Origin of the sequence: Acinetobacter pseudolwoffii, assembly GCF_002803605.1 — a bacterium.
GTDB classification, from domain to species: Bacteria; Pseudomonadota; Gammaproteobacteria; order Pseudomonadales; family Moraxellaceae; genus Acinetobacter; species Acinetobacter pseudolwoffii.
Window position 1 is genome coordinate 99,830 of record NZ_PHRG01000002.1, and the last position, 21,415, is coordinate 121,244.

The 21,415-nt window shown below is 42.3% G+C and carries 23 protein-coding genes; 9 read left to right on the forward strand and 14 right to left on the reverse strand.

Translation table 11 applies throughout. From position 1 onward, the window contains the following. The 3 genes from CWI32_RS05130 to tfpB all read right to left on the reverse strand — a co-directional run bounded on the left by CWI32_RS05130 (window position 1) and on the right by tfpB (window position 3,051). The gene (locus tag CWI32_RS05130) at window positions 1–666 is read right to left on the reverse strand and encodes a response regulator transcription factor (RefSeq protein WP_100534809.1); all 666 of its coding nucleotides are present in this window, start codon (window positions 664–666) and stop codon (window positions 1–3) included. Between the two features lie 153 nt (window positions 667–819). Then, entirely contained in the window at window positions 820–1,197 is a 378-nt protein-coding gene (locus tag CWI32_RS05135; protein ID WP_005170210.1) for a NirD/YgiW/YdeI family stress tolerance protein, read from the reverse strand. A 96-nt stretch (window positions 1,198–1,293) separates the two neighbouring features. Continuing rightward, on the reverse strand, window positions 1,294–3,051 hold the full coding sequence (gene tfpB, locus CWI32_RS05140; RefSeq protein ID WP_100534810.1) for a type IV pilus assembly ATPase TfpB: 1,758 nt from the start codon (window positions 3,049–3,051) through the stop codon (window positions 1,294–1,296). Between the two features lie 215 nt (window positions 3,052–3,266). On the opposite strand from tfpB, the gene CWI32_RS05145 reads away from it, so the two are divergent. After that, the gene (locus CWI32_RS05145) at window positions 3,267–4,526 is read left to right on the forward strand and encodes an MgtC/SapB family protein (RefSeq protein WP_100534811.1); all 1,260 of its coding nucleotides are present in this window, start codon (window positions 3,267–3,269) and stop codon (window positions 4,524–4,526) included. 129 nt (window positions 4,527–4,655) lie between these two features. Next, window positions 4,656–5,600 carry a hypothetical protein gene (locus CWI32_RS15080; protein ID WP_157799536.1) on the forward strand — a complete coding sequence of 315 codons (945 nt, stop codon included), beginning with the start codon at window positions 4,656–4,658 and terminating at the stop codon, window positions 5,598–5,600. Between the two features lie 17 nt (window positions 5,601–5,617). On the opposite strand, the gene tsaA is transcribed toward CWI32_RS15080, so the two are convergent. Continuing rightward, window positions 5,618–6,328 (reverse strand): tRNA (N6-threonylcarbamoyladenosine(37)-N6)-methyltransferase TrmO, encoded by a 711-nt coding sequence (tsaA, locus tag CWI32_RS05160; protein ID WP_100534932.1) that lies wholly within the window; start codon window positions 6,326–6,328, stop codon window positions 5,618–5,620. Between the two features lie 105 nt (window positions 6,329–6,433). Between tsaA and CWI32_RS05165 the strand changes: the two genes are divergently transcribed. Then, window positions 6,434–7,213 (forward strand): ferredoxin--NADP reductase, encoded by a 780-nt coding sequence (locus CWI32_RS05165; RefSeq protein WP_100534814.1) that lies wholly within the window; start codon window positions 6,434–6,436, stop codon window positions 7,211–7,213. Between the two features lie 78 nt (window positions 7,214–7,291). Here the strand turns inward: CWI32_RS05165 and CWI32_RS15155 are convergent, their stop codons facing one another. The 3 genes from CWI32_RS15155 to CWI32_RS05175 all read right to left on the reverse strand — a co-directional run bounded on the left by CWI32_RS15155 (window position 7,292) and on the right by CWI32_RS05175 (window position 8,549). Beyond that, the gene (locus CWI32_RS15155; RefSeq protein WP_005097486.1) at window positions 7,292–7,468 is read right to left on the reverse strand and encodes a hypothetical protein; all 177 of its coding nucleotides are present in this window, start codon (window positions 7,466–7,468) and stop codon (window positions 7,292–7,294) included. An 18-nt stretch (window positions 7,469–7,486) separates the two neighbouring features. Then, window positions 7,487–7,738, reverse strand: a complete 252-nt coding sequence (locus CWI32_RS05170; protein ID WP_100534815.1) for a hypothetical protein — start codon at window positions 7,736–7,738, stop codon at window positions 7,487–7,489. Between the two features lie 187 nt (window positions 7,739–7,925). After that, window positions 7,926–8,549: a cation efflux transmembrane domain-containing protein gene (locus CWI32_RS05175; protein WP_100534816.1), complete on the reverse strand. Its 624-nt coding sequence runs from the start codon at window positions 8,547–8,549 to the stop codon at window positions 7,926–7,928. Between the two features lie 85 nt (window positions 8,550–8,634). Here CWI32_RS05175 and CWI32_RS05180 point away from each other — a divergent pair, with 85 nt between their 5' ends. The 3 genes from CWI32_RS05180 to CWI32_RS05190 all read left to right on the forward strand — a co-directional run bounded on the left by CWI32_RS05180 (window position 8,635) and on the right by CWI32_RS05190 (window position 10,843). Continuing rightward, window positions 8,635–9,045, forward strand: coding sequence for a Cd(II)/Pb(II)-responsive transcriptional regulator (locus CWI32_RS05180; protein ID WP_100534817.1), 411 nt, complete (start codon window positions 8,635–8,637; stop codon window positions 9,043–9,045). 131 nt (window positions 9,046–9,176) lie between these two features. Continuing rightward, entirely contained in the window at window positions 9,177–10,586 is a 1,410-nt protein-coding gene (trhP, locus tag CWI32_RS05185) for a prephenate-dependent tRNA uridine(34) hydroxylase TrhP (protein WP_100534818.1), read from the forward strand. 2 nt (window positions 10,587–10,588) lie between these two features. Then, a complete protein-coding gene (locus CWI32_RS05190; RefSeq protein WP_100534819.1) occupies window positions 10,589–10,843 on the forward strand; it encodes a YfhL family 4Fe-4S dicluster ferredoxin in 255 nt (84 codons plus the stop codon). A 265-nt stretch (window positions 10,844–11,108) separates the two neighbouring features. Here the strand turns inward: CWI32_RS05190 and ahpF are convergent, their stop codons facing one another. The 6 genes from ahpF to glyA form a co-directional block, all read right to left on the reverse strand. Further along, window positions 11,109–12,674 carry an alkyl hydroperoxide reductase subunit F gene (gene ahpF / locus CWI32_RS05195; protein ID WP_005097496.1) on the reverse strand — a complete coding sequence of 522 codons (1,566 nt, stop codon included), beginning with the start codon at window positions 12,672–12,674 and terminating at the stop codon, window positions 11,109–11,111. A gap of 207 nt (window positions 12,675–12,881) precedes the next feature. Further along, window positions 12,882–13,799 carry a hypothetical protein gene (locus tag CWI32_RS05200; protein WP_100534820.1) on the reverse strand — a complete coding sequence of 306 codons (918 nt, stop codon included), beginning with the start codon at window positions 13,797–13,799 and terminating at the stop codon, window positions 12,882–12,884. A gap of 33 nt (window positions 13,800–13,832) precedes the next feature. Then, window positions 13,833–14,966, reverse strand: a complete 1,134-nt coding sequence (locus CWI32_RS05205; protein ID WP_005097499.1) for a toxic anion resistance protein — start codon at window positions 14,964–14,966, stop codon at window positions 13,833–13,835. A 16-nt stretch (window positions 14,967–14,982) separates the two neighbouring features. After that, window positions 14,983–15,774 (reverse strand): hypothetical protein, encoded by a 792-nt coding sequence (locus CWI32_RS05210; RefSeq protein ID WP_005097500.1) that lies wholly within the window; start codon window positions 15,772–15,774, stop codon window positions 14,983–14,985. A 291-nt stretch (window positions 15,775–16,065) separates the two neighbouring features. Beyond that, window positions 16,066–16,470 carry a nucleoside diphosphate kinase regulator gene (rnk, locus tag CWI32_RS05215; protein WP_005097501.1) on the reverse strand — a complete coding sequence of 135 codons (405 nt, stop codon included), beginning with the start codon at window positions 16,468–16,470 and terminating at the stop codon, window positions 16,066–16,068. A 503-nt stretch (window positions 16,471–16,973) separates the two neighbouring features. After that, window positions 16,974–18,224, reverse strand: coding sequence for a serine hydroxymethyltransferase (glyA, locus tag CWI32_RS05220; protein ID WP_005097502.1), 1,251 nt, complete (start codon window positions 18,222–18,224; stop codon window positions 16,974–16,976). A gap of 538 nt (window positions 18,225–18,762) precedes the next feature. Between glyA and CWI32_RS05225 the strand changes: the two genes are divergently transcribed. From CWI32_RS05225 to CWI32_RS05235, 3 genes are all read left to right on the forward strand, one after another. Then, entirely contained in the window at window positions 18,763–19,461 is a 699-nt protein-coding gene (locus tag CWI32_RS05225) for a DNA polymerase III subunit epsilon (RefSeq protein ID WP_005097503.1), read from the forward strand. A 100-nt stretch (window positions 19,462–19,561) separates the two neighbouring features. Beyond that, window positions 19,562–20,227: a hypothetical protein gene (locus CWI32_RS05230; RefSeq protein WP_100534821.1), complete on the forward strand. Its 666-nt coding sequence runs from the start codon at window positions 19,562–19,564 to the stop codon at window positions 20,225–20,227. A 198-nt stretch (window positions 20,228–20,425) separates the two neighbouring features. Then, on the forward strand, window positions 20,426–20,776 hold the full coding sequence (locus CWI32_RS05235) for a hypothetical protein (RefSeq protein WP_100355694.1): 351 nt from the start codon (window positions 20,426–20,428) through the stop codon (window positions 20,774–20,776). A 161-nt stretch (window positions 20,777–20,937) separates the two neighbouring features. Here CWI32_RS05235 and CWI32_RS05240 read toward each other — a convergent pair whose 3' ends face one another. Next, window positions 20,938–21,156, reverse strand: a complete 219-nt coding sequence (locus CWI32_RS05240; protein WP_005097507.1) for a hypothetical protein — start codon at window positions 21,154–21,156, stop codon at window positions 20,938–20,940. Window positions 21,157–21,415: the final 259 nt, after the last annotated feature.

Genomic DNA, 21,415 nt, shown 5'->3' on the forward strand with positions numbered 1-21,415 from the left:
TTATGCCTCGGGTTTATGCATACGATAACCCAAACCACGGATGGTTTTAATCATCTGGCTGCCAATTTTTTTACGTAACTGGTAAATAAACACTTCAATGGCATTACTTTCAATTTCATCCCCCCAGGCATATAGCGATTCCTCCAGTTGCTCGCGGGTAATGACATGTTCCGGCTGCTGCATCAGTTTATATAAAATCTGAAATTCTTTCGCAGTCAGATCAATCGGCTGTCCAGCCTTGTTCAGGGCCTTGGCCTGGGTATCCAGACTTAAATCCTGCCATTTCAGAATATGATTTGGCGTTTGCTGTTTCAGTCTTAACTGCGCGCGCACCCTGGCAGAAAGCTCTTCCAGACTAAAAGGTTTGACCAGATAATCATTGGCACCCAAATCCAGACCTTCAACCCGGTCATCAATACTGTCCCGGGCAGTAATAAAAATCACCGGTGTATCTTTCTGTGTGCTGCGTAAGCTTTTTAGAATGTCATCTCCAGTCGCATGTGGTAGTCCGCGATCCAGTAATACGCAGTCATATTGATGCTGTTCGATGGCCAAAATGGCATGATCGCCACGCTCGACCCAGTCAATCACATAGCCGTCCATTTCCAGCCAGGTCTGAATACTTTCTGCCTGAGACTGATCATCTTCTGCCAAAAGAATACGCATGCTGTGCTCCGCTTTGCCAATCTCTCTATCTTGCCCTGAAAAATCTCCAGACTCAAAAAAACCACATGCTTTTTTGTATGATTTGCATGTGGTTTTTTACAGTTTTTGAATCCAGAGTAAGCTTCAGATTCAATTCATCTGCTCATATTAGAATTAGAAACGAAGCTGCTCGACATCAATTTCAACACGTTTTGCCGGTTTATAGTCAATATCCACTTCACCGATAATGGTCACTGGCGTTTTGGCTGAAATCGGTTTGCCTTGCCACAGTTCATCATCAATTTCTACGGTAATGCTGCCTGTGCTGTCACGGAACTGATATTTTTCATCACCAACCGCTTTAACCACATAGCCTTTAAGCTGAACCTTGCTATCATCTTTCATGCCTAGGGCCTGTTGCACTGTCATCGTTTTCGCAAAAGCAGCCTGATTTACCACGGGTTGATTCACGGCTTCATTACTTGCAACTGCGGCTGTCGCAATTGAACCCATCAGTGCGGCTGCTAAAACTGTATTCATCATCATTTTCATGGCGTATACCTCTTTGTGTATCTGTGCTTTGTTTCGATAATGCTATTAAAACAGCCGAAGATGAATTGAAACTTAAGATTGCTTCATCTTTAAAAATTAATTTAAAGGAACCACTCTCAATACTTCTTCCAGTGTGGTCATTCCTTCTACGACCTTACGCGCACCCGCGATACGCAGCGGTTCTACCCCTTCTTTTTTTGCCTGCTGGCGTAGCTGGTTTAAGTTAGCGTCGGCCCCAATCAGCTGCTTGGTTTCCAGACTCAGGGGCATAAATTCGTAAATACCAATCCGGCCTTTATAACCGGTATGACGGCATTCCTCACAACCTACGGCTTTAAAAACAAATTCCGGACGCGGTAAAGGATAGTCTGCCGCCAGATGCTGCCATTCCTGTTCATTCAGGAAACTTTCCTGCTTGCAGTGTGGGCAGAGTTTACGCACCAGACGCTGGGCCAATACTCCGAGAATGGTGGCTGCAGTCAGAAAAGGTTGCACGCCCAGATCATGCAAACGGGTCAAACTCGACGGCGCATCATTGGTATGTAGCGTAGATAAGACCAGATGCCCGGTAAGTGCCGCCTGGATCGCCATATTGGCAGTATCCTGATCACGAATCTCACCGACCATGATAATGTCCGGATCCTGACGCATCAGCGCGCGCACGCCATCGGCGAAGCCCAGTTCAATACCATTATTGACCTGCATCTGGTTGAAACTCGGTTCCAGCATCTCGATCGGATCTTCAATGGTACAGACATTGACCTGTTCCGTCGCCAGCTGCTTCAAGGTCGAATACAGCGTTGTGGTTTTACCAGAACCAGTTGGCCCGGTGACCAGAATGATGCCGTGACTGTGACTGGTCAGATTATTCCAGTCATTCAGTAAATGCCCTTCAAAACCGAGTTGCTGAAAACTTCTGACCAGAACTTCCGGATCAAAAATACGCATCACCAGCTTTTCGCCAAATGCGGTCGGCAAGGTCGATAGACGGAGTTCGGTTTCCTGTCCTTTCGGCGTTCGGGTTTTCAGACGGCCATCTTGTGGTTTACGCTTTTCTGCCACATTCATCCGGCCCAGAATCTTGATCCGGGAAATCACCGCTGTCAGCGTATTGGCCGGCATGTTATAAATGGTATGCAACACCCCATCGATTCGAAAGCGAATCTTGCCCGTACCTTTGCGCGGTTCCATATGAATATCACTTGCACCCTGTTCAAAGGCAAATTGCAGCACCCAGTCCACCAGTTTGACAATATGCTGGTCATTGGCATCCGGATTTTGCGAATCGCCCAGTTGTAGCAAGGCTTCGACGCCTTTATTTTCCCGGTCATAGGCCGAGGATTTTTGTGAGCCACTGACGGCACGGCTAACCTGATAATATTCGACAATATATCGTTGTAACTGTTCTGGATTCAGCAGCACCCGTTGGATTTTTTTCGGGGAAATATTCTGTTCAAGATTAGAGACCCATTCAGTCTTATACGGCTGATCGGTCGCGATCAGGACTTTATCGGCCTGAATCTCAACGGCCAGAATATGGTTGCGTAGTGCATATTCCTGTGACATGACCTGGGTCAATGCCTGTACGTCCGCTTTTAAAGGATCGATGATATAGAACATTAATCCGGTTTTTTCGGCCAGCCACTGACATAAGCGGTTCAAGGTCAATGTGGTTTGCGGATGGGATTGATCAATAAGATTGAAGTTGGCCAGCCACTGTAAAGGATGCCATTTTAATTGTTCACGTTGACGATGGGTGGTCTGTACCAGCATCCGGTCACGTTCACTGATTTTGCCATCTTTAAACAGTTGGTCTAAACACCAGGCAGTATCAATTTCAAAGTCAAATTTCATTGTTATCAATCCCCAAATCTGCCTTCACTATAACAAGTTTTTGTTATTTTTCGCATTACCCAGTTAGCAATGTCAGTGACTTTTGCTGAATGGATTTAAAAATACTGAGATGCCTCGACCGTTATTCAATCTTTACTGTATTTCCAGCTTGCCGCGCTCTAGAAGAATCGCCTATATTTCAAACAGCATGTTTTGTTAGGTGGCTGAGGTGAAACTTGGATTTTAGCGCGGTACCCCTGAATAGCAGTAGCTCTTTTCAGGAGCTTCTGGCCATCCTGACGGCGGCTTTAGGCTGTGGCTTGTTAATTGGACTGGAACGAGAGCGTCATAAACAACGTGAACATCAACCCAGTTTTGCCGGTTTACGCTCTTTTGCCATCTGTGCCTTATTGGGTGCGCTATGCTTCCTGTTCGGTATGAGTATTGGACTTGCTGGTGCGCTGATTGTGGGTGGCATGGTGATTTTTTCAATCCGAAATCAGCCTGAAGATCCTGGCATTACCACAGAACTCGCCTTTCTCATGACGTATTTTATTGGGGCAATCTGTCTTTGGAATATCCCCTTGGCCGCAGGGCTCGCGGTCATGCTGACGACTATTCTGATGGCCAAACACTCCCTGCATAATATTGCCGGACAATGGATTACCGAAGCAGAGTTTAGAGATGGGCTATTATTACTTGCCCTGATTCTGATCGGCCTGCCACTAACACCCGATACGCCTTTATGGGGAGAAGTCCTCAACCCGCATCTGATCTTGAGACTACTCACTCTGATTCTGGTGGTACAGGCACTTGCTCACGTGGCCAAACGGCTTTTATCCAGTAAAAATGCCCTCATGCTATCCTCCCTCGCTTCAGGTTTTGTCTCCAGTACCGCGACCATTGCCCATTTAGGTCTACAGGTGCGCAAAGGTGAGGTCGATGCTAAATCCAATGCAGGCGCAGCACTCATGTCCTGTATTTCGACCCTGATACTGTTATTTATTGTCGTTGGAGGGGTGTCGTGGAGCTGGTTGAAAATTCTGATTTTACCCTCTCTGGTTGCGATGGCCATTTTGGCTGCTTGTGCATTTCTGCTATTACGTAAAGCCAAGCCAGCGGAGAACTGTGCAAAGGAAGAAGATAGTCAGATGTTTAGCCTGAAGGAGGCGGTAATTATTGCAGTCACCTTGACATTGATTCAGGCTGGAATTTATGGGCTAGAGCTATTACTAGGAGATGCGGGTTTGCTGGCAGGTACCTTGTTCGCATCTTTATTTGAAATTCATGCCGCAATGGCAAGCGTGGTCATTCAAGGAGATCCATCCAATACCCGGCTGATCTATGCCCTGCTTTTGGGGCTGGGCGCACATGCTGTAGCCAAGTCAGTCAATGCTGCTGTAACAGGTGGTTTCAAATTTTCCCTGTACTTTGCGCCAGTACAGATTTTGCATATGGCGGTGTTGATTGGTATTTTGTGGTGGATGATATTTTGATTGTTAAGTATATTTAAATAGTTAATTTTTATATATTTTGCAAATTTAATTTTGATATTTATTCGCTATAATTAGTCTGCTTTATTTTAAAAAACAATTTTATTACTACGATTTTTTATAGGGATTTTTATGAAATTTAAGAATTTATCACTCGCAGTTTTTAGTGCATTCATGCTAAGTGCTTGTGGTGGGGGTAGTTCAGATTCTACAGGTGGTTCTACAGGTGGTTCTACAGGTGGCTCTACAGGTGGTTCTACAGGTGGTTCTACAGGTGGTTCTACAGGTGGTTCTACAGGTGGTTCTACAGGTGGTTCTACAGGTGGTTCTACAGGTGACAGTATCACATGGGCAAGCTATGTAGATCATATAGGGGATACATCAGGATTCGTTAAAGAAACGTTAACTGTGGTAGGTGACACTTTATATAGCGATTATACCAATCGACAAAGTACAGCCCCTTTTTATAAAGTTCAGTATCTAACTCGAGCTCATCACTATGATCTTTCGAAAACACAAACCTCGTATGGTTATAAGATAGCCACAGTTACTCAAATGAACAATCAATGGAAAATTATTCCATTCTCTTCGACAGGTAATACTCAATTACAAATCACCAATACCTATAAATCTATCGATTTAAGCGGAAAGAAACTCGCTGAATATCTCGATAATGATAAATTTAAGTATAAATACGATAGCCAATATCTTGCAAAATTTGGAGACTCTACCTTTCCTCAAGGTTCATCTTGCCTGATGTTAGAAACCGAGAATGCCTCTGAAGATTATGTAGTAACACCATTCTACCATCTTGGTGCTTATCAGTCAGTTATTGATTATTTTGACGATATGCCAACAAAATTAGTTAACTTTGCAGGCTTCAATGTTCATCTTCTCGATAGCGATACTGAAGATGAAGGTGCTTTAGTTGAAGAAAATGGTGTTTATTTCTATGCAGACTATTATCGCAAAGGTGAAAATTATAATTGGTATGAATTAAACCCTGACTTAGATGATGAATGTTCACTGTTTAACCCTAAAGCAAGTAAAACAATTGATCATGTATTAGCACAATAAGTAAAAATATCAGAGAGCTAAAAAGCTAGCTCTCTGATTTCAACTACATTATTGACTACCAAAAACCTCACATCTAAATCCGCAAATTTCATTCCATAAATCCGCCCCTCATCATCCTGATAAGCCGGTCTTGGATCTAAAGACAAAACCTGTTCAAGTTCTTGAACAAGCTGTACAGAAATTTTCCCATTTAACAGTAACTGCTGTTTCTGCTGCTCTGCCTGTTCGGTCCAGATGACGCTCTTACGATCAGGCTCATCCTGCGCATAGGCACTCTGTGCATCAATTATGGCATCTGAATATTGAATATAAGGCTTGATATCTACAATCGGCGTTCCATCCAGCAAATCACTTCCATTCAGATAAACCCGTACGTTCTTGCCGACCTTTTTAACTTCTTTAAGTTGCACCACGGAGAGACCTATGGGCGACGGGCGATACATGCTTCGGGTGGCAAATACGCCGATCTTCTGGTTACCGCCTAAACGTGGTGGACGTACCTGAGGACGGAATTTATTCGTATCCTGATGTTTATTTTCATGAAATTGCCAGATCAACCAGAGATGACTAAAGGCCTCAATTCCTTCAAATGCCAACAGGTCATTATAGGGACCGACCATTTCAATATAGCTTTCAACCTGAACCAGATTGGGCTGACGAGGAATGCCAAATTTTTCTTGGTAGGGAGAATGCATATAGCCAATTATCGGCAGTGTGAGTTCATTCATCATCACTTTTTTTGATAAGCTCAATTAAATATATTCAGTTTATAGAGAATGGATTTAGTTTAGAATAGCAAGCTGTTCTAATTTGATAATTTATTGAGACCTTTAATGGCTGCTTTTAACGTCGAAAAGATTACTCACGTCCACCACTGGAATGATACTTTATTCTCTTTTAAAACGACTCGCGACACTGCTTTGCGTTTTAAAAACGGTCAGTTTGTAATGATCGGCCTTGAAGTCAATGGCAAGCCGTTAATGCGCGCATATTCAATTGCAAGCGCCAACTACGAAGAAGAGTTAGAGTTTTTCTCGATTAAAGTGCCTGATGGTCCACTGACTTCGATTTTACAGAAAGTAAAAGTCGGCGATGAAATCTTGGTTTCTAAAAAACCGACAGGTACTTTGGTGCTAGATGACCTGAACCCAGGTAAAAACTTGTATCTTCTGTCTTCAGGCACTGGCCTTGCACCATTCTTGGCGACCATCCGTGATCCTGAAACTTATGAACGTTTTGAAAAAATCATTATCGTGCATGGTACCCGTTTCATTTCTGAACTGGCTTATCAAGATTTAATTTTGAATGAAGTACCAAATCACGAATTCTTCTCTGAACTCGGCGCGAAAGAAAAATTGGTATACTACCCAACCGTAACCCGTGAAGAATATCCGAACCAAGGTCGCGTTACGACTGCAATTGAAACCGGCGAACTGTTTGAAAAAATTGGTCTGCCACGTTTTAACCCGGAAACGGATCGCGCTATGCTGTGTGGTAGCCCGGCCTTCCTCGACGATGTTGCTGCACTTCTAGACCAACACGGTCTAAAAGAGTCACCTAAAATGGGTGTTCTAGGCGATTACGTGATTGAACGTGCATTCGTGGAAAAATAAAATCTGATTTTAGATGATCAGAATTAAAAAAACCGAAGCTTGAAGCTTCGGTTTTTTATTTGAATCGGCGTTAAAAAATTAACGATCACGGCCTTCCTGATTGGCAGAACCAGAACAGCCTGCGCCACCACCAATGATAAAACCGCTTTCTGCCTTACATGAACCGATCATACGGCCATGCGAGTCAAATGTAGTCACTGTCGATGCACAGCCTGTTAATACCAGTGCCAGTGCAATAAGTGCTGATAATTTCATGATATTCCCCTGTATTCTTTATGGCTTTAAATTAATCTGGTTTTGACTTGGCAGTGCTGGCAACAAACCCGTCTTGGCATCCACGCTATTGTAATTCACACCCATCGCATTACCTGAACCACCACAATGGGCACTTGTGGTTGAAAGCAGACCGCGGGTTGCTTTACATGATCCAATCACCTGACCGGTGGCATCATAAGTGATGACCATAGAGCTACAGCCCGTCATCAGCACCATGGCCGCAAGTGAAAGTAGTTTTATGAAATTCATTGCCCCCCCTCAAAAACAATAAAAATTAAATGGTTAAGTTATATCGCTATTCTACAAATTTCGCGGATGATTCTTTCTAAAATTAGTGGATTTGTAAAGCTTTATTTTTCATCTATTTAAAATATCCAGGCCATAAAGAAGCTGCCCGTTAAGCAGCTTCTTTAGGATTAAACTTAAATATTCAGAATCAGGCTGACTCATGTCCTAATGCCCGTTCTGCCAGTGCCTGCTTCATAATCTGATAGCCCGCAGTTAAACCAAGACTCGCCATAATCATCGCCACTATTATATCTGGCCACAGACTGCCTGTACCAAAAACCCCGACTGCTGCCAGAATCACGGCAGCATTGCCAATGGCATCATTTCGGCTACACAGCCAGACTGACCGCATATTGGAATCACCTTCACGAAAGGCATAAAGAATGACTGCCGTAAATACATTTGCCAGCAATGCCAGCACACCAATCAAGCCCATGGTCAGTGCCTCTGGCGGAATGCCTTGCAGATAGGCATAAATGACTTTTCCCATGATCACCAGGCCAAATAAGGCCATGGTCATTCCCTTGAGTAAAGCGACTGTTGCGCGCCAGTACAGACTTGCACCGATGACCGCCAAAGAGACGCCATAATTGACGGCATCACCAAAGAAGTCCAAGGCATCTGCCCACAAAGCCGATGAATGTGCATAGGCCCCACCAATCAGTTCTACCACAAATAAAGTCAGGTTCACCACCAAGGCAATCCATAACGCCGTTCTAAACTTACTGTCAGGTTTGGGTGGAGCAGGTTCATGACTACAGCTACAGGCCATGTTGATCTTCCATACTTTCGTGCAAAAAATGAGTTAAAATAATTAGAAACTATGGACTAACTCCAAGGTCAAGCAGGAGCGAGCAATGTCAGTTTATTTAATTTCAGAAATAGCCAAAAAGACTGCTTTAAGCACAGATAGCATTCGCTTTTATGAGAAGAAAGGCTTGATACAGCCGAATTTTCGAGCAAGTAATCGCTATCGTTATTATGGTGAAGAAGCCCTGAAAAGGCTGCTTTTTATCAAACGCTGTCGTGCTTTGGACATGTCCTTAAAAGAGATTGAAGCCCTGATTAAACTCGAACAGAATCCGCAGCAGGAATGCGGTGTAGTGAATCAGCTCATCGACCAGCATTTAGAAGATATCTCCAAAAAAATTAGGGAATTACAGCTATTCGAACAACAGCTGATTGCACTTCGCAAAAGTTGTAATGTCCCGACCACCATTGATCATTGCCAGATTTTAAAAATGCTCGAACAGACTGAAAATAATTGAATATTGAATAATTTTAGTGCTTCATTTCACTCAAAATAAAACATTCTTTTTATTCTAAATTGCTTATTTCCGAGTAATTTACTGGGTTGAATCCAAATTTTAGATGGTTAGAATAAAGCCGTACTTTTTATATGTCTTTCGATTCCATCATGAGCCTGACGACCGTTACTGAACTCCTCTCACCTGCCGGTTCACTGAAAAATATGCGCTATGCCTTCGCCTATGGTGCAGATGCAGTCTATGCAGGTCAGCCGCGTTATAGTTTGCGCGTTCGTAATAATGAATTTGATCATGACAATCTGGCGATTGGCATTCAAGAAGCCCATGAGCTAGGTAAAAAGTTCTATGTGGTCGTCAATATCCAGCCGCATAATTCCAAACTGAAAAATTTTATTCGTGATCTGGAACCTGTGGTGGCGATGCAGCCGGATGCGCTGATCATGTCTGATCCGGGCCTGATCATGATGGTGCGTGAACATTTTCCAGAAATGGATATTCATCTGTCTGTGCAAGCCAATGCAGTGAATTGGGCAACGGTAAAATTCTGGAAAAATATGGGACTCACGCGCGTGATTCTGTCACGTGAATTATCGATTGAAGAAATTGCTGAGATTAAACAGCAAGTACCGGATATGGAGATTGAGGTTTTCGTACATGGTGCGCTGTGCATGGCTTATTCCGGCCGTTGCATGCTGTCTGGTTATATGAATAAACGTGATGCCAATCAGGGTGCGTGTACCAATGCCTGCCGCTGGGAATACAAAGTTCTGGATGCGAAGGAAGATGAAACTGGTGATGTGATTCCAGTGAAAAATCTGGATTCAGGCTGCTGCTCTCAAGATGCCGACGAAGCACATATGCAAGCACAGCATCAATTTGATGAACCGATATTATTACAGCGTAATGATGAAGACATGTTTGCTGCCGAAGAAGATGAACACGGCACTTATTTCATGAATTCTAAAGACTTACGTGCGGTACAACATATCGAGCGTCTGATCAAGGTCGGGGTACATTCCTTGAAGATTGAAGGCCGGACCAAATCCTATTTTTACTGTGCCCGTACCGCACAAATCTATCGTAAGGCCATTGATGATGCGCTTGCGGGCCAACCATTTGACCCAGCATTGATGACGCAATTAGAAGGTCTGGCCAATCGTGGGTATACCGAAGGTTTCCTGCGCCGTCATGTGCACAGTGAATATCACAATTATGAAAATGGCTCTTCAAGTTTTGACCATCAACAGTTCTGCGGTGAAGTCTTAGAACGTAACGGTAACTCCATCAAAATTGATGTAAAAAACCGTTTTGTCGTGGGTGATTCCTTAGAGCTGATGACGACGCAAGGCAATATCAGCTTTGTTTTAACCGAAATGAAAGACAAAAAAGGCAATCTGATTTCTGAGGCTAAAGGCTCAGGTCATATCGTCGAGATTCCGGTTCCGGCAGATGTAGATATGCAATATGCACTGCTCATCCGCAATCTGCCGACATCGACTATAGATGTTTCGGCATCGTCACTGGCTTATCAGGCGAGTTAAACATGGCGCTGCTGATTACCGACAAATGCATCAATTGCGATATGTGTTTAGCAGAATGTCCAAATGATGCGATTTATGAGGGTGCGAAAGTCTATGAGATTGATGTGAACCGTTGTACGGAATGTGTCGGCTTTTATGAGCGCCAAACCTGTGTAGATGTATGCCCAATTGAGTGCATTGTGCCACATCCTGAGCATGTAGAGACGCAAGAGCAACTGTTAGAAAAATTTAAAGTCTTGAATTTGTTCCTGTCTTAAGTACTGATCAAACATTGGAATAAATATTGCATTGAATAAAGACAACCTTGGGGAAGGCTGAATAATAAGAGTCAAAACAAAAACAGTACAGAGGAAAGAAACAGCCAGAAGCAATTGGGGATGCTTCTGGCTGATCTAAAAAAGGAAGCAAATATAACAATAAAAAAAGGAACTCTGGTGTTAGCGTCCGGAGTTCCTATAAAAAGGTATAACAAAGATAATCGAGATCGAACACCAAGGTTTTGGGGAACCTTGGTGTTATTTTTTACTGACCTGAACGGATGATGTAATCAAATGCAGACAGTGATGCTTTCGCACCTTCACCTGTGGCAATGATGATCTGCTTATATGGAACAGTAGTACAGTCACCGGCAGCAAATACACCTTTCACATTGGTTTCGTTGCGTTCGTTAATCAGGATCTCACCACGATTTGACAATTCAACCGCTGTTGCTTTTAAGAAATCGGTATTCGGCAACAAACCAATCTGTACGAAGATACCAGCCAATTCAACAGTGTGCTCTTCATCTGTTACACGGTCTTTGTATTTCAGTGCAGTCACTTGTGAACCGTCACCCACCACTTCAGTCGACAAGGCATTTTTAATCACCGTGGTATTTGGCAGGCTTGTTAACTTGTCTTGCAACACCTGATCCGCACGAAGCTTGCTATCAAACTCAACCAAAGTCACATGCTCTACAATCCCTGCAAGATCAATTGCAGCTTCTACACCAGAGTTACCTCCGCCGATTACCGCAACACGTTTGCCTTTAAACAATGGACCATCACAGTGTGGGCAGTAGGCCACACCACGGGTTTTGTATTCCTGCTCACCCGGAACGTTCATTTCTCTCCAACGTGCACCTGTAGACAGGATGACCGTTTTCGATTCCAGTTTGGCACCATTCTCTAAAGTGACTTCAACCAAGCCATTTGCAGTCTCAGAAGCACCTTTGATGTTGGATACACGTTGCAGGTTCATGATGTCGACACCGTATTCACGTACATGTGCTTCCATTTCAGCAGCAAACTTGGGACCTTGGGTTTTTTGAATCGAGGTATAGTTTTCGATGTCCATGGTGTCCATGACCTGACCGCCCATGCGCTCAGCTACGATACCGGTTTTAATGCCTTTACGTGCAGCATAGATCGCAGAGGTATTCCCTGCAGGGCCACCACCAATCACCAGTACATCAAAAGCGTCTTTAGCATTGAGCTTTTCAGCCTCTTTTGCTGCAGAGTTGGTGTCCAGTTTTGCCACGATTTCTTCCAAAGTCATACGACCTTGACCGATATGCTGGTTGTCCTGGAACACCATTGGAACTGCCATGATTTTGCGTTCTTCCACTTCATCCTGGAAGAATGCCCCATCAATCATGGTGGCTGTTGTGCCCGGGTTGTAAATTGCAATCAGGTTTAAGGCTTGAACCACATCCGGACAGTTATGGCAGCTGAGTGATACAAATACATCAAAATCAGATTTGATTCCTAAGCCTTTAATCGACTCTAAAACTTCAGCAGATACTTTCGGTGCATAACCAGAGCTTTGTAGTAAAGCCAGAATCAGTGAGGTGAATTCATGCCCCATTGGCAGACCTGCGAAGTAGACACGTGGTTCTTCACCTGCTTTGGCAATACCAAAGCTTGGTGCACGTTGGTTCTGGCCATCAAAACGTGCAGTCACTAAATCAGATAATGCAGCGATTTCCTCAACCAGTTCTTTGATTTTTGCAGATTTGTCGGAATCATTTAAAGTCGCAACCAGTTCAATCGGGCTTTCCAGACGTTCGAGTAGTGTTTTTAATTGAGCTGAAGTATTTTGGTCTAACATGGCTAACGTCTCCAAAGGAATAAATATTTATTTGATAAAGCGATATTAGTGCATAAATCAAAATAGGTAAAACAGTTTGTTTTTATATTATAAATCGTTTTTTCAGATCACTAGTTTAATAATTATTTTTGGTATTTCAGCTTTTAATTTTTATACTGTTTCATCAGCAGATAAAAAATGCTCCTAAACAGGAGCATTTCTAAAACATTAATTTATCCGTTGCTCGATACGCAAGGATCGGCCTTTGATTGAATTGGCCAAGAAGAACAGAACCAAACTCAGAAATGCCGATAAAATGGCCACTCCAATAATCACCAGATAAGTGATCTGACTCAACTGGTTTGCCTGTTGTACTTGCGTATTTACACTCTTGGCAACCGGTGTCATGGCTTGACCATAGATCTGTTGCTGCATGGTCCAGAGTTGTTCCGGCTTAAAGCCATATTGCTCAAATTTTGCATCCTGCTTTTCTGCTTCTACCAGATTGAATACATAAGGTTTTGCAGCCGATAAATCTTGCGGTTTATGCAAAAGTGCTGTTTGTGCCAGTAAATAAGATTTTACCGGTGCAGCAATCTCTGAATCGGCGAGGTATCGTGCAATTTCACTGTCATTGATATTGCTATCGTAATACACCACCTGCTGATAAGCATCATGCCGGTCATTCCGTAAATCATGCTGCCAGTAAGTTAATCCCGACCAGATCACGATAAAGGCAATTAGCCAAGCGACAAATTTCAGCACAAAAGACTGAAAGCGCACATAAAAGAAATGCAGTTTCTTTAATAGGCCAATGATAAAAAATGCACCGATAAAAGAAGCAAAAATTTTAATAATCAGCCAGCCAAACCAGCTCAGCAAACTAAAAAAATAATCCGGACTATCACCAATGCTGGCCAGCGTGGCATCTACACTGACCGGTAAATGTAACTGCTGCACTTCGGTACTCAGGCCAAAAAAGCCATAGACCAGTTCCTGCTGAAAAAACAGACCAATGATGGAGGCAATAAATACCGTAGAACTGGTGATACCCAATAACATCAAATTGCGTTGACGTTTCTTGAGCGCAACCACGCCTTGCTTGATCTCACCAGGAGACACCGCATATTCATCTAAGGGAGGCAATCTTTACTCCTTTTAGATCTTCAACCACAATATTTAGTTGGGCTTTGATCCGCTCGTACTTGATTCAATCACCAAGTGATTCAGATTATCCTGTAAAGCCTTTAAACGCACGGTTGCTTCTGTGCGTTTTTGTACACCTTCTTTCTGAATCTGTATCACATCATTGACTGTTTTAATGAGGGTGTTTTGCACATGTTCAAGCGTTTCGATATCAATTACGGAGCGCTGATTGGCTTTTGCGGTATCGACAGAGTTCTGATGCAATAGATCTGCATTACGGCGCAGCAGTTCATTGGTGGCATCATCAATGGTATTGGCCAGCTGGACACTGTTCTTTTGTTCACTCAGAGAAATGGCCAGACTGATCTGGTTTTTCCATGCCGGTAAAGTAATATTTTTAATCGCATAAAACTTGTCGACCAGCATCAGGTTGTTGGACTGGATAATCCGGATCATCGGCAAGGTTTGCATGGCAGATTGCTGCAAAACCTGCAAATCGCTGACCCGTTTTTCCAGATTATTGGCCAGATGGTTCAGATCATAAATTTTCTGTGTTGTGGTTTGATCTTGTGGCAAAGCGGTTAAAGCGGAGATTTCCTGCTGTAGCTCCTGCTCACGTAAACGGCCGGCTGCAATATGTACGCCTAACTGTTTATATTCATCCTGTACCCCGTCAAACATTTTATCCAGGGTATCTACACGCGCTTTCAAACCGGACTGCGAGGTTTCAATTTCTTTGACCAGCACATCGAGCTGCTCTTTGGTGGTATTGAAATGTGCATCAAAGTTGCCTTTTGCGCCTTTGAACTTGCTGATGATATTGCCAAAAAAACCTGAACTTTTCTTTTGACTTAAAATGCTGCTGGTATTCAGTTGCTGGGCCACCTGCACCACCTGATTCAGTTTCTGCCCTGTTGCATCCAGATCTCTATTTTGGACCAGATTCAGTAATTCATCAGTATAGGTCGAGGTTTTGGTCGCAATATTTTTACCATACTCAGCCACGCTGTTATGACTCATATCCTGCAATTCTTTACGTGCTGCCAGTACTTCCTGAAAGTCAGCAGGTTGCAAGCCCAGTTCTTTCAGATCCATTTGCTGAAATTTTTGTTCGACCAGTTCATTCGAGCTTTCAACAGGTAAATTTACTAAATCAGATTTGGTCATGGTTCACCTTATATTGTTATGTTTTCGAGGGTTTCTCGAGGGATTTTTTTAACGTTTTAATCAGACTTTCACGGCTATTATCAAGTTTTTCCAGATCACTTGTCGAGTGCTTGCTCTGGCTTTGTTGGACATGATATTGCCAAGCCGGAATCAAGACCTGTTGCGCTTCTTTAAAGCGGTCCAATAAGCTAAAGGACAGCTGCTGTGAAAGCTGCATCTGGGTAATGGCAATGTCATTACTGCTTTGCAAGGTACGCAGTGTATTGATTTTCTTGGAAAGCCGCTCGGAAAAATTATCTAGTGGATGCTGGTTTTTGATGAACAGCGGATATTCTGATAAAAACTCGTCTGCCGCGACAATATGCTTGGCCATCTGCTCACGTAGACCCAAAAGCTGCTGAAAACGGGCCTGAGATTTCTGGATTTCAATCTGTAACTTACGACTTAGGTGATCTGCTTGATCGAGTAAACGGTCCAGTCGCTGATAATATTCAACCTGACTCGAACCATAATCCAGATCGATCCCAAGCCATTTTTGTAGTGCATTAAATTTACGTTTTTTCAGATATTTTTTAGATTCTGCCAAAGCCTGAATCAATTGCTCAATGGTCTGGCTCAGCTGTTGGGTCAAATGCGGATCGACCCCATTTAATAACACCGATTGTGCCTGAATCAGAGAATCCGCATAATGATTCAGTCCATATTGATGGCTCAGTACAGGCACAAGTTCATTACGTTTGATCGCCAGTATTTCTTCACGATCAAAAGACATGTCAGTCAAGGCGGGTAAAGCTTCAAATCGCGACATGACGAAGACTGTATCCTTTTAGAGAGATTAAATAAAAATCTTGAATATCCTCGAATGTAGCAAAAAAACAGACCACGTTGTGTATATTTATCCAGAAATTCGTTACATCACTTTAACTAAATCCATGTTTTATCTTTATTTTAATTATATTTTTTGCAATGAAAGCAAATGTGTTTGATAAATTTTGCTGTACTGCTAGCTTAGTCTGATGAAACTCTTGAACATCAATCATAAATCATAGATGAAAAAAGCCATATTACTATGGCTTTTGAGCATGCGTTCAAGACAATATCAGAGATAATCCCCGGTACTCTCTGGCTGATAAAGCACTTTTTCAATGGTCACTTTCATGGTGTGGCCATCTGGTTGTGGCCATTCAATGGTTTGACCTTCGGCTAAGCCCAGAATGGCTGCGCCTATCGGTGCAATCACATTTACCTGACCTTTATCACCTTTAAACTCATGTGGGTAAACCAGTGTGACTTCCACAGGCTCTGGAGACGGTGCAATAGTCAGTAACACACGCGAATGCATGGTGACAATATTACTTGCGATCTCCGCGGGGCCAACTATTTCAGCACGTGCCAGTTCATCTTCCAGACGAATCATGGTTTCGCTCAGCTTGGTCTGATGCTCAAGCATGGTTTCCAGACGATCTAAATCCTGCTGAGATAAAATAATAGTGGTTTTATTCATCCTGATTACCTTTGTTAGATACCTAAATAAAAAATTAATGAATCAACAGCCAACAGGAACACCAAATACAGGTTGTGCCCATATTTGAATGATTCCTATAAATACAATGTTCAGATTTAAAGAAAATGATCTCACTCACAGCGCTTATTGCACCAACACCTGAGCTCGTCTAAAATTTGCATAAAAATTTTCAGGTACTAAGCAGAATGTACAGGGTGGATCTAAAAAGCTGGCAATGAATAAATCAGTTCTTTTAAATATTTAAAAATGAGATTGGTCTATAAAAGACTTTAAGCCAGATTCAGAAAAACGCAATATGATTTTGTTGATGACTCATTTTCTTGTCCTATCAACATCAGCTATTAAATATTAGGCCTGAATCATGGTGCGATATAGATATAGTTTAACTCGAATTGCGCTAAACCAAATCCTGATTTTTTCTCGTCATTTTAACAGCTATAAAAAAAGCTCCCGGTTGGGAGCTCCTTTCCGATTAAAACCGATTATGCATAAACTGGGAATTTAGCACATACAGTTTCAACCTTCGCTTTCACCGCGTTAATGACCGTTTCATCACCTTTCGCATCCAGAATGTCAGCAATCCAGCCTGCAAGGTCACGTACTTCAGCTTCACCGAAACCACGGGTTGTTACTGCAGGTGTGCCGATACGGATACCTGAAGTTACGAACGGAGAACGTGGATCGTTTGGTACAGAGTTTTTGTTCACAGTAATGTGCGCAGCACCTAACCAGGCATCCGCTTCTTTACCTGTGATATCTTGTTTGATTAACGACAACAAGAACAAGTGGTTCTCAGTACCGCCAGACACAATATCATAACCACGAGCGATTAGCACTTCAGCCATGGCTTTTGCATTCACCACAACTTGCTTTTGATATTCTTTGTATTCAGGCGCCATCGCTTCTTTAAAGCAGATCGCTTTCGCTGCAATCGCGTGAACCAAAGGACCACCTTGGTTACCCGGGAATACAGCAGACTGTAATTTTTTCTCGATTTCTTCGTTTGCTTTCGCAAGGATTAAACCAGAACGTGGACCACGAAGTGTTTTGTGAGTCGTTGTCGTTGTTACGTCAGCAATTTGCACTGGGCTTGGGTAAACGCCAGCAGCAACCAGACCTGCAACGTGCGCCATATCAACAAACAGGTAAGCACCCACTTTGTCCGCGATGTCACGGAAACGCTGCCAGTCTACGATTTGGCTGTATGCAGAGAAACCTGCAACGATCATACGTGGCTTGTGTTCCACCGCTAAACGTTCAACTTCTTCATAGTCGATTTCGCCAGTTTCTGGGTTTAAACCATATTGAATCGCGTTATATGTTTTACCAGAGAAGCTTACTTTTGCACCGTGAGTCAAGTGACCACCGTGAGCAAGGCTCATACCCAAAACTGTATCGCCAGGGTTAAGAAGCGCTAAGTAAACCGCTGAGTTTGCTTGTGAACCAGCATGTGGCTGAACGTTAGCATAATCAGCACCAAAGAGTTCTTTAGCACGGTCAATCGCCAATTGTTCGATCACGTCTACGTATTCGCAACCGCCATAGTAGCGTTTACCTGGGTAGCCTTCCGCATATTTGTTAGTGAGTTTTGAACCTTGAGCTTCCATGACTGCTGGTGAGCAGTAGTTTTCAGAAGCGATTAGCTCAATATGAGCTTCTTGACGAGCATCTTCATTCGAGATTGCTTGAGCTAATTCTGGATCAAATTCAGCAATAGAGATATTGGCAAACATTAGCGAGGTCCTATTGATTTAGGGCTTTTAAGCCGTGCTAAGATTGGCGCGTATTGTAGCATGAAGTTTTGCATTTTCGATCATGAACTTTCTGCAGTTTTTTATAAATATTGCTCCAGCCTTTAGAAATCATGACCAATTTAAGTAAAATCAAATTATTGAATTGGCGTTAAAGTTTTTAACTTTTAAAATTTTGAGCATTTTTTATTCCTTCACCATCTAGTCTTGCTTGAAATGTGAAAAGACTGGTTTTCTCGAGCGCTTTGCAAGCATTTTAAAATGAGATTCAAGCTAAGTTCCGCTTACCTTTTTATCCCCTATAAACCTAGAGCAGCGACTTCGTGTTAACCCTTAGAATATTTCAGGTGTACCACTAAATCTTTTCCTGCATGAGAGTTCTGAACCTTAACCTGCAGCAAGATTGGATTTATTGACAGCATTCTTTGCGCTAAAAAGTATATTTTTTAATATTCAGCCTAATCTTTTTCCCAATTTATCGTTAATATGAGTCTGTCTCTTCTTTTATGGTGCTCAACGCATGCAGGCCATTATTCTTGATACCGAAACGCATACTTTAAATGGTCAACCCATTGAAATTGCCTATGCGCCTGTCGCAATTGTAGACCATAAAATCAGTATGGATAAAAGCCGCCTGTTTGATCAGCTCTATTCATGTGACGAACCCATTTCTTTTGCCGCCATGGCGGTGCATCATATTCTGGAATCTGATCTGGAAGGTCAGCCACATTACAGTACCTTTCGCCTGCCAGATGAAACGATTTATATGATTGGTCATAATATTGATTATGACGTTCGTGCTGTCGAAAAATGTGGGGTAGATACCTCGAAAATTAAAGCGATTTGTACACTGGCTTTAGCACGTCGGGTCTGGCCCGATGCAGAAGCACATAATATTTCTGCACTGATTTATATGATTACCAAAGGCAGTGAACGAGCACGTGAAATGATCCGTAAAGCGCATCGTGCCGATATGGATATTATTTTAACTGCCAACATCCTGATGCATATCGTACATCACCTGAAAATTAACAGTATGCAGGAACTGTTCGATGCTTCTGAAGATGCCCGAATTCCACGTACGATTAACTTTGGTAAACATCGTGGTAGCGCAATTGCAGAGCTTCCTGCCGACTATGTGCAATGGCTATTGCGGCAAGATGAACTGGATCCTTATTTGCGCAAGGCTCTCGAAAATACCGCGATTAGCACGCTTTAAAATCCTTAAAACAAGTATCTGTTTTTTAATATATTCTTCATATTATTGTAATTATCCCAGACTATGCTCTAGCTGAATTTAGTGAACAACTCATTCAGCTATGATGCATTTTTATAAAACTCCACGTGGGGTCGAGGTGCTACAGAATCGCTCTATCCCCTTGACCGCACGCCAACGCCGCTTATTGGTGCTAATCGGCAGCAAAGATTTTGATCTGTTACATGAGAGATTAAAGCAGCAACTAGCTCCCGCCGAGCTTTTAGAGCAACTTTGTGAAATGGATTTAATTGTTCCGGCTCACACCAGCATAATATCAAACAGTCCACATCAGACCGGCATAGAAGTCGATACCAAAATCAATTTGGCGCATTCCGAGATTTACCGTCCCTTAAATTCACCTCTGCCCGTCCCTTGTGTAACCGAGAACCGCAAAAACCTCCTAGTTCCTATCGAAGAGCTGCAAGAAAATTCATCTATTGAAACAAATCCAGACAATCAACCCCATCTACCAGAACCGCAAGCTTTATCTTTTGAAGACCTCAAATATCTGATGATGGAAAGCTTACAAAAATATTGTGGCTTGATGGCCAAACAGCAAATTCAGCATATTTTACAGGTACAGGATGTGCGCAGTTTAAAAATGTGCCAAATACAGTGGATCACCTCACTGCAGGAAAGCCGACTTCCTCCGCAAGAATTGAATCACATTCTAAAACAGATCAATTTTTCTTTGGCACAATTACAGCAAAATCAAGCTCATGAATAAGCATGTCTTAGTCTTTTAAACTCTTAAATGAGTGACTTTAGCAATCAAGCAGATTTAGATTTCAAATATAAGCAATTGATTTTACACTATATTTATATTATCTCTAAATTTAAAGCCTGAAATATCAGACTTAAGCGGGATAGAAAAAACCTGAAAATCTCGCCATATAGTGATCATTAAAATCCGCTTGGTTGCTATATGTCACATTATTTAGAATTCGATGCGTTTGATAACCCCATGCAACTGAGCAAGGTGGGCAATTGGGTCATTACCTTTTTAAGTCCGGCTGAAGAACTGGAACTTGTGCAACTGGCAATTACCTATGTACTGCCCCGCCAGCTCAGTGACAGTTTACAACCGCGACGTGTAGTGATTCAAAAAAGCTCTATCGAACACCATTGGCTGATTCAAGCCATTGAATGTTTTGACAGTAATACTCGTCAGGAAATTTCTTTAAGCCCCGAACATATCACCGCTCAGAAAACCTTAAAACAGATTCTGCAAGAATTTGAAAAATATGATGTGAATGTACAACTTAAGTACATCTAATTTCTGGCTCACCTCGGTGGGCTTTTTTATTAATAGGGGATAAATTTTGCTTTTCTGCATTCATTAAAAACTCACCAGGAAGGTGAGTTTTTAATGGCTAAACCTGTAATATCGGATAGATGGACTCAATTTTTTCACCTTTGTATAACGTATTGATCCAGTTATTCTACGACTTTATAAATATTTGAAGACTTTTGACTTTCAAATAACAGTTCAATACTCGGTAAAATAGTTTCGCCATCTACCACGATATGTTCAATTTTTTTTACCAGATCAATTGCATCATGCTGATGTTGCTCTGCAAATGAACGTAATAAAGCTTTCGCCTCAATGACCTTGCTAAATTGGTCTTTCACCTTTATATCAATAATCTTTGACATTTTCCTCTCCTTTCTATTTTCTAAGTTTCCATTTTTTATATCACACTTAAATCGCTTATTTAACGTCAAGATGTTAGCGAATTTGGCAATGTAAACTTTTTTATATGAATCAATTAGAAAAGAAATTATCTGGAATCATTAAACAAAGCTTTATAACAGACATTAAAAAAGCTCGCATTGCTGCGAGCTCTGTGTTGGATGGCTAGTGCTAGATTTATTGTTTGGTGATCAACATCAAACTCAACTAACTGTCATTGAT

Bases quoted from the DNA above. Each gene is read 5' to 3' on its own strand.
- CWI32_RS05130 (WP_100534809.1), bottom strand. From the start codon at position 666: ATGCGTATTCTTTTGGCAGAAGATGATCAGTCTCAGGCAGAAAGTATT.
- CWI32_RS05135 (WP_005170210.1), bottom strand. From the start codon at position 1,197: ATGAAAATGATGATGAATACAGTTTTAGCAGCCGCACTGATGGGTTCA.
- tfpB (WP_100534810.1), bottom strand. From the start codon at position 3,051: ATGAAATTTGACTTTGAAATTGATACTGCCTGGTGTTTAGACCAACTG.
- CWI32_RS15080 (WP_157799536.1), top strand. From the start codon at position 4,656: ATGAAATTTAAGAATTTATCACTCGCAGTTTTTAGTGCATTCATGCTA.
- tsaA (WP_100534932.1), bottom strand. From the start codon at position 6,328: ATGAATGAACTCACACTGCCGATAATTGGCTATATGCATTCTCCCTAC.
- CWI32_RS05165 (WP_100534814.1), top strand. From the start codon at position 6,434: ATGGCTGCTTTTAACGTCGAAAAGATTACTCACGTCCACCACTGGAAT.
- CWI32_RS15155 (WP_005097486.1), bottom strand. From the start codon at position 7,468: ATGAAATTATCAGCACTTATTGCACTGGCACTGGTATTAACAGGCTGT.
- CWI32_RS05170 (WP_100534815.1), bottom strand. From the start codon at position 7,738: ATGAATTTCATAAAACTACTTTCACTTGCGGCCATGGTGCTGATGACG.
- CWI32_RS05175 (WP_100534816.1), bottom strand. From the start codon at position 8,549: ATGGCCTGTAGCTGTAGTCATGAACCTGCTCCACCCAAACCTGACAGT.
- CWI32_RS05180 (WP_100534817.1), top strand. From the start codon at position 8,635: ATGTCAGTTTATTTAATTTCAGAAATAGCCAAAAAGACTGCTTTAAGC.
- trhP (WP_100534818.1), top strand. From the start codon at position 9,177: ATGTCTTTCGATTCCATCATGAGCCTGACGACCGTTACTGAACTCCTC.
- CWI32_RS05190 (WP_100534819.1), top strand. From the start codon at position 10,589: ATGGCGCTGCTGATTACCGACAAATGCATCAATTGCGATATGTGTTTA.
- ahpF (WP_005097496.1), bottom strand. From the start codon at position 12,674: ATGTTAGACCAAAATACTTCAGCTCAATTAAAAACACTACTCGAACGT.
- CWI32_RS05205 (WP_005097499.1), bottom strand. From the start codon at position 14,966: ATGACCAAATCTGATTTAGTAAATTTACCTGTTGAAAGCTCGAATGAA.
- CWI32_RS05210 (WP_005097500.1), bottom strand. From the start codon at position 15,774: ATGTCGCGATTTGAAGCTTTACCCGCCTTGACTGACATGTCTTTTGAT.
- rnk (WP_005097501.1), bottom strand. From the start codon at position 16,470: ATGAATAAAACCACTATTATTTTATCTCAGCAGGATTTAGATCGTCTG.
- glyA (WP_005097502.1), bottom strand. From the start codon at position 18,224: ATGTTTGCCAATATCTCTATTGCTGAATTTGATCCAGAATTAGCTCAA.
- CWI32_RS05225 (WP_005097503.1), top strand. From the start codon at position 18,763: ATGCAGGCCATTATTCTTGATACCGAAACGCATACTTTAAATGGTCAA.
- CWI32_RS05230 (WP_100534821.1), top strand. From the start codon at position 19,562: ATGATGCATTTTTATAAAACTCCACGTGGGGTCGAGGTGCTACAGAAT.
- CWI32_RS05235 (WP_100355694.1), top strand. From the start codon at position 20,426: ATGTCACATTATTTAGAATTCGATGCGTTTGATAACCCCATGCAACTG.
- CWI32_RS05240 (WP_005097507.1), bottom strand. From the start codon at position 21,156: ATGTCAAAGATTATTGATATAAAGGTGAAAGACCAATTTAGCAAGGTC.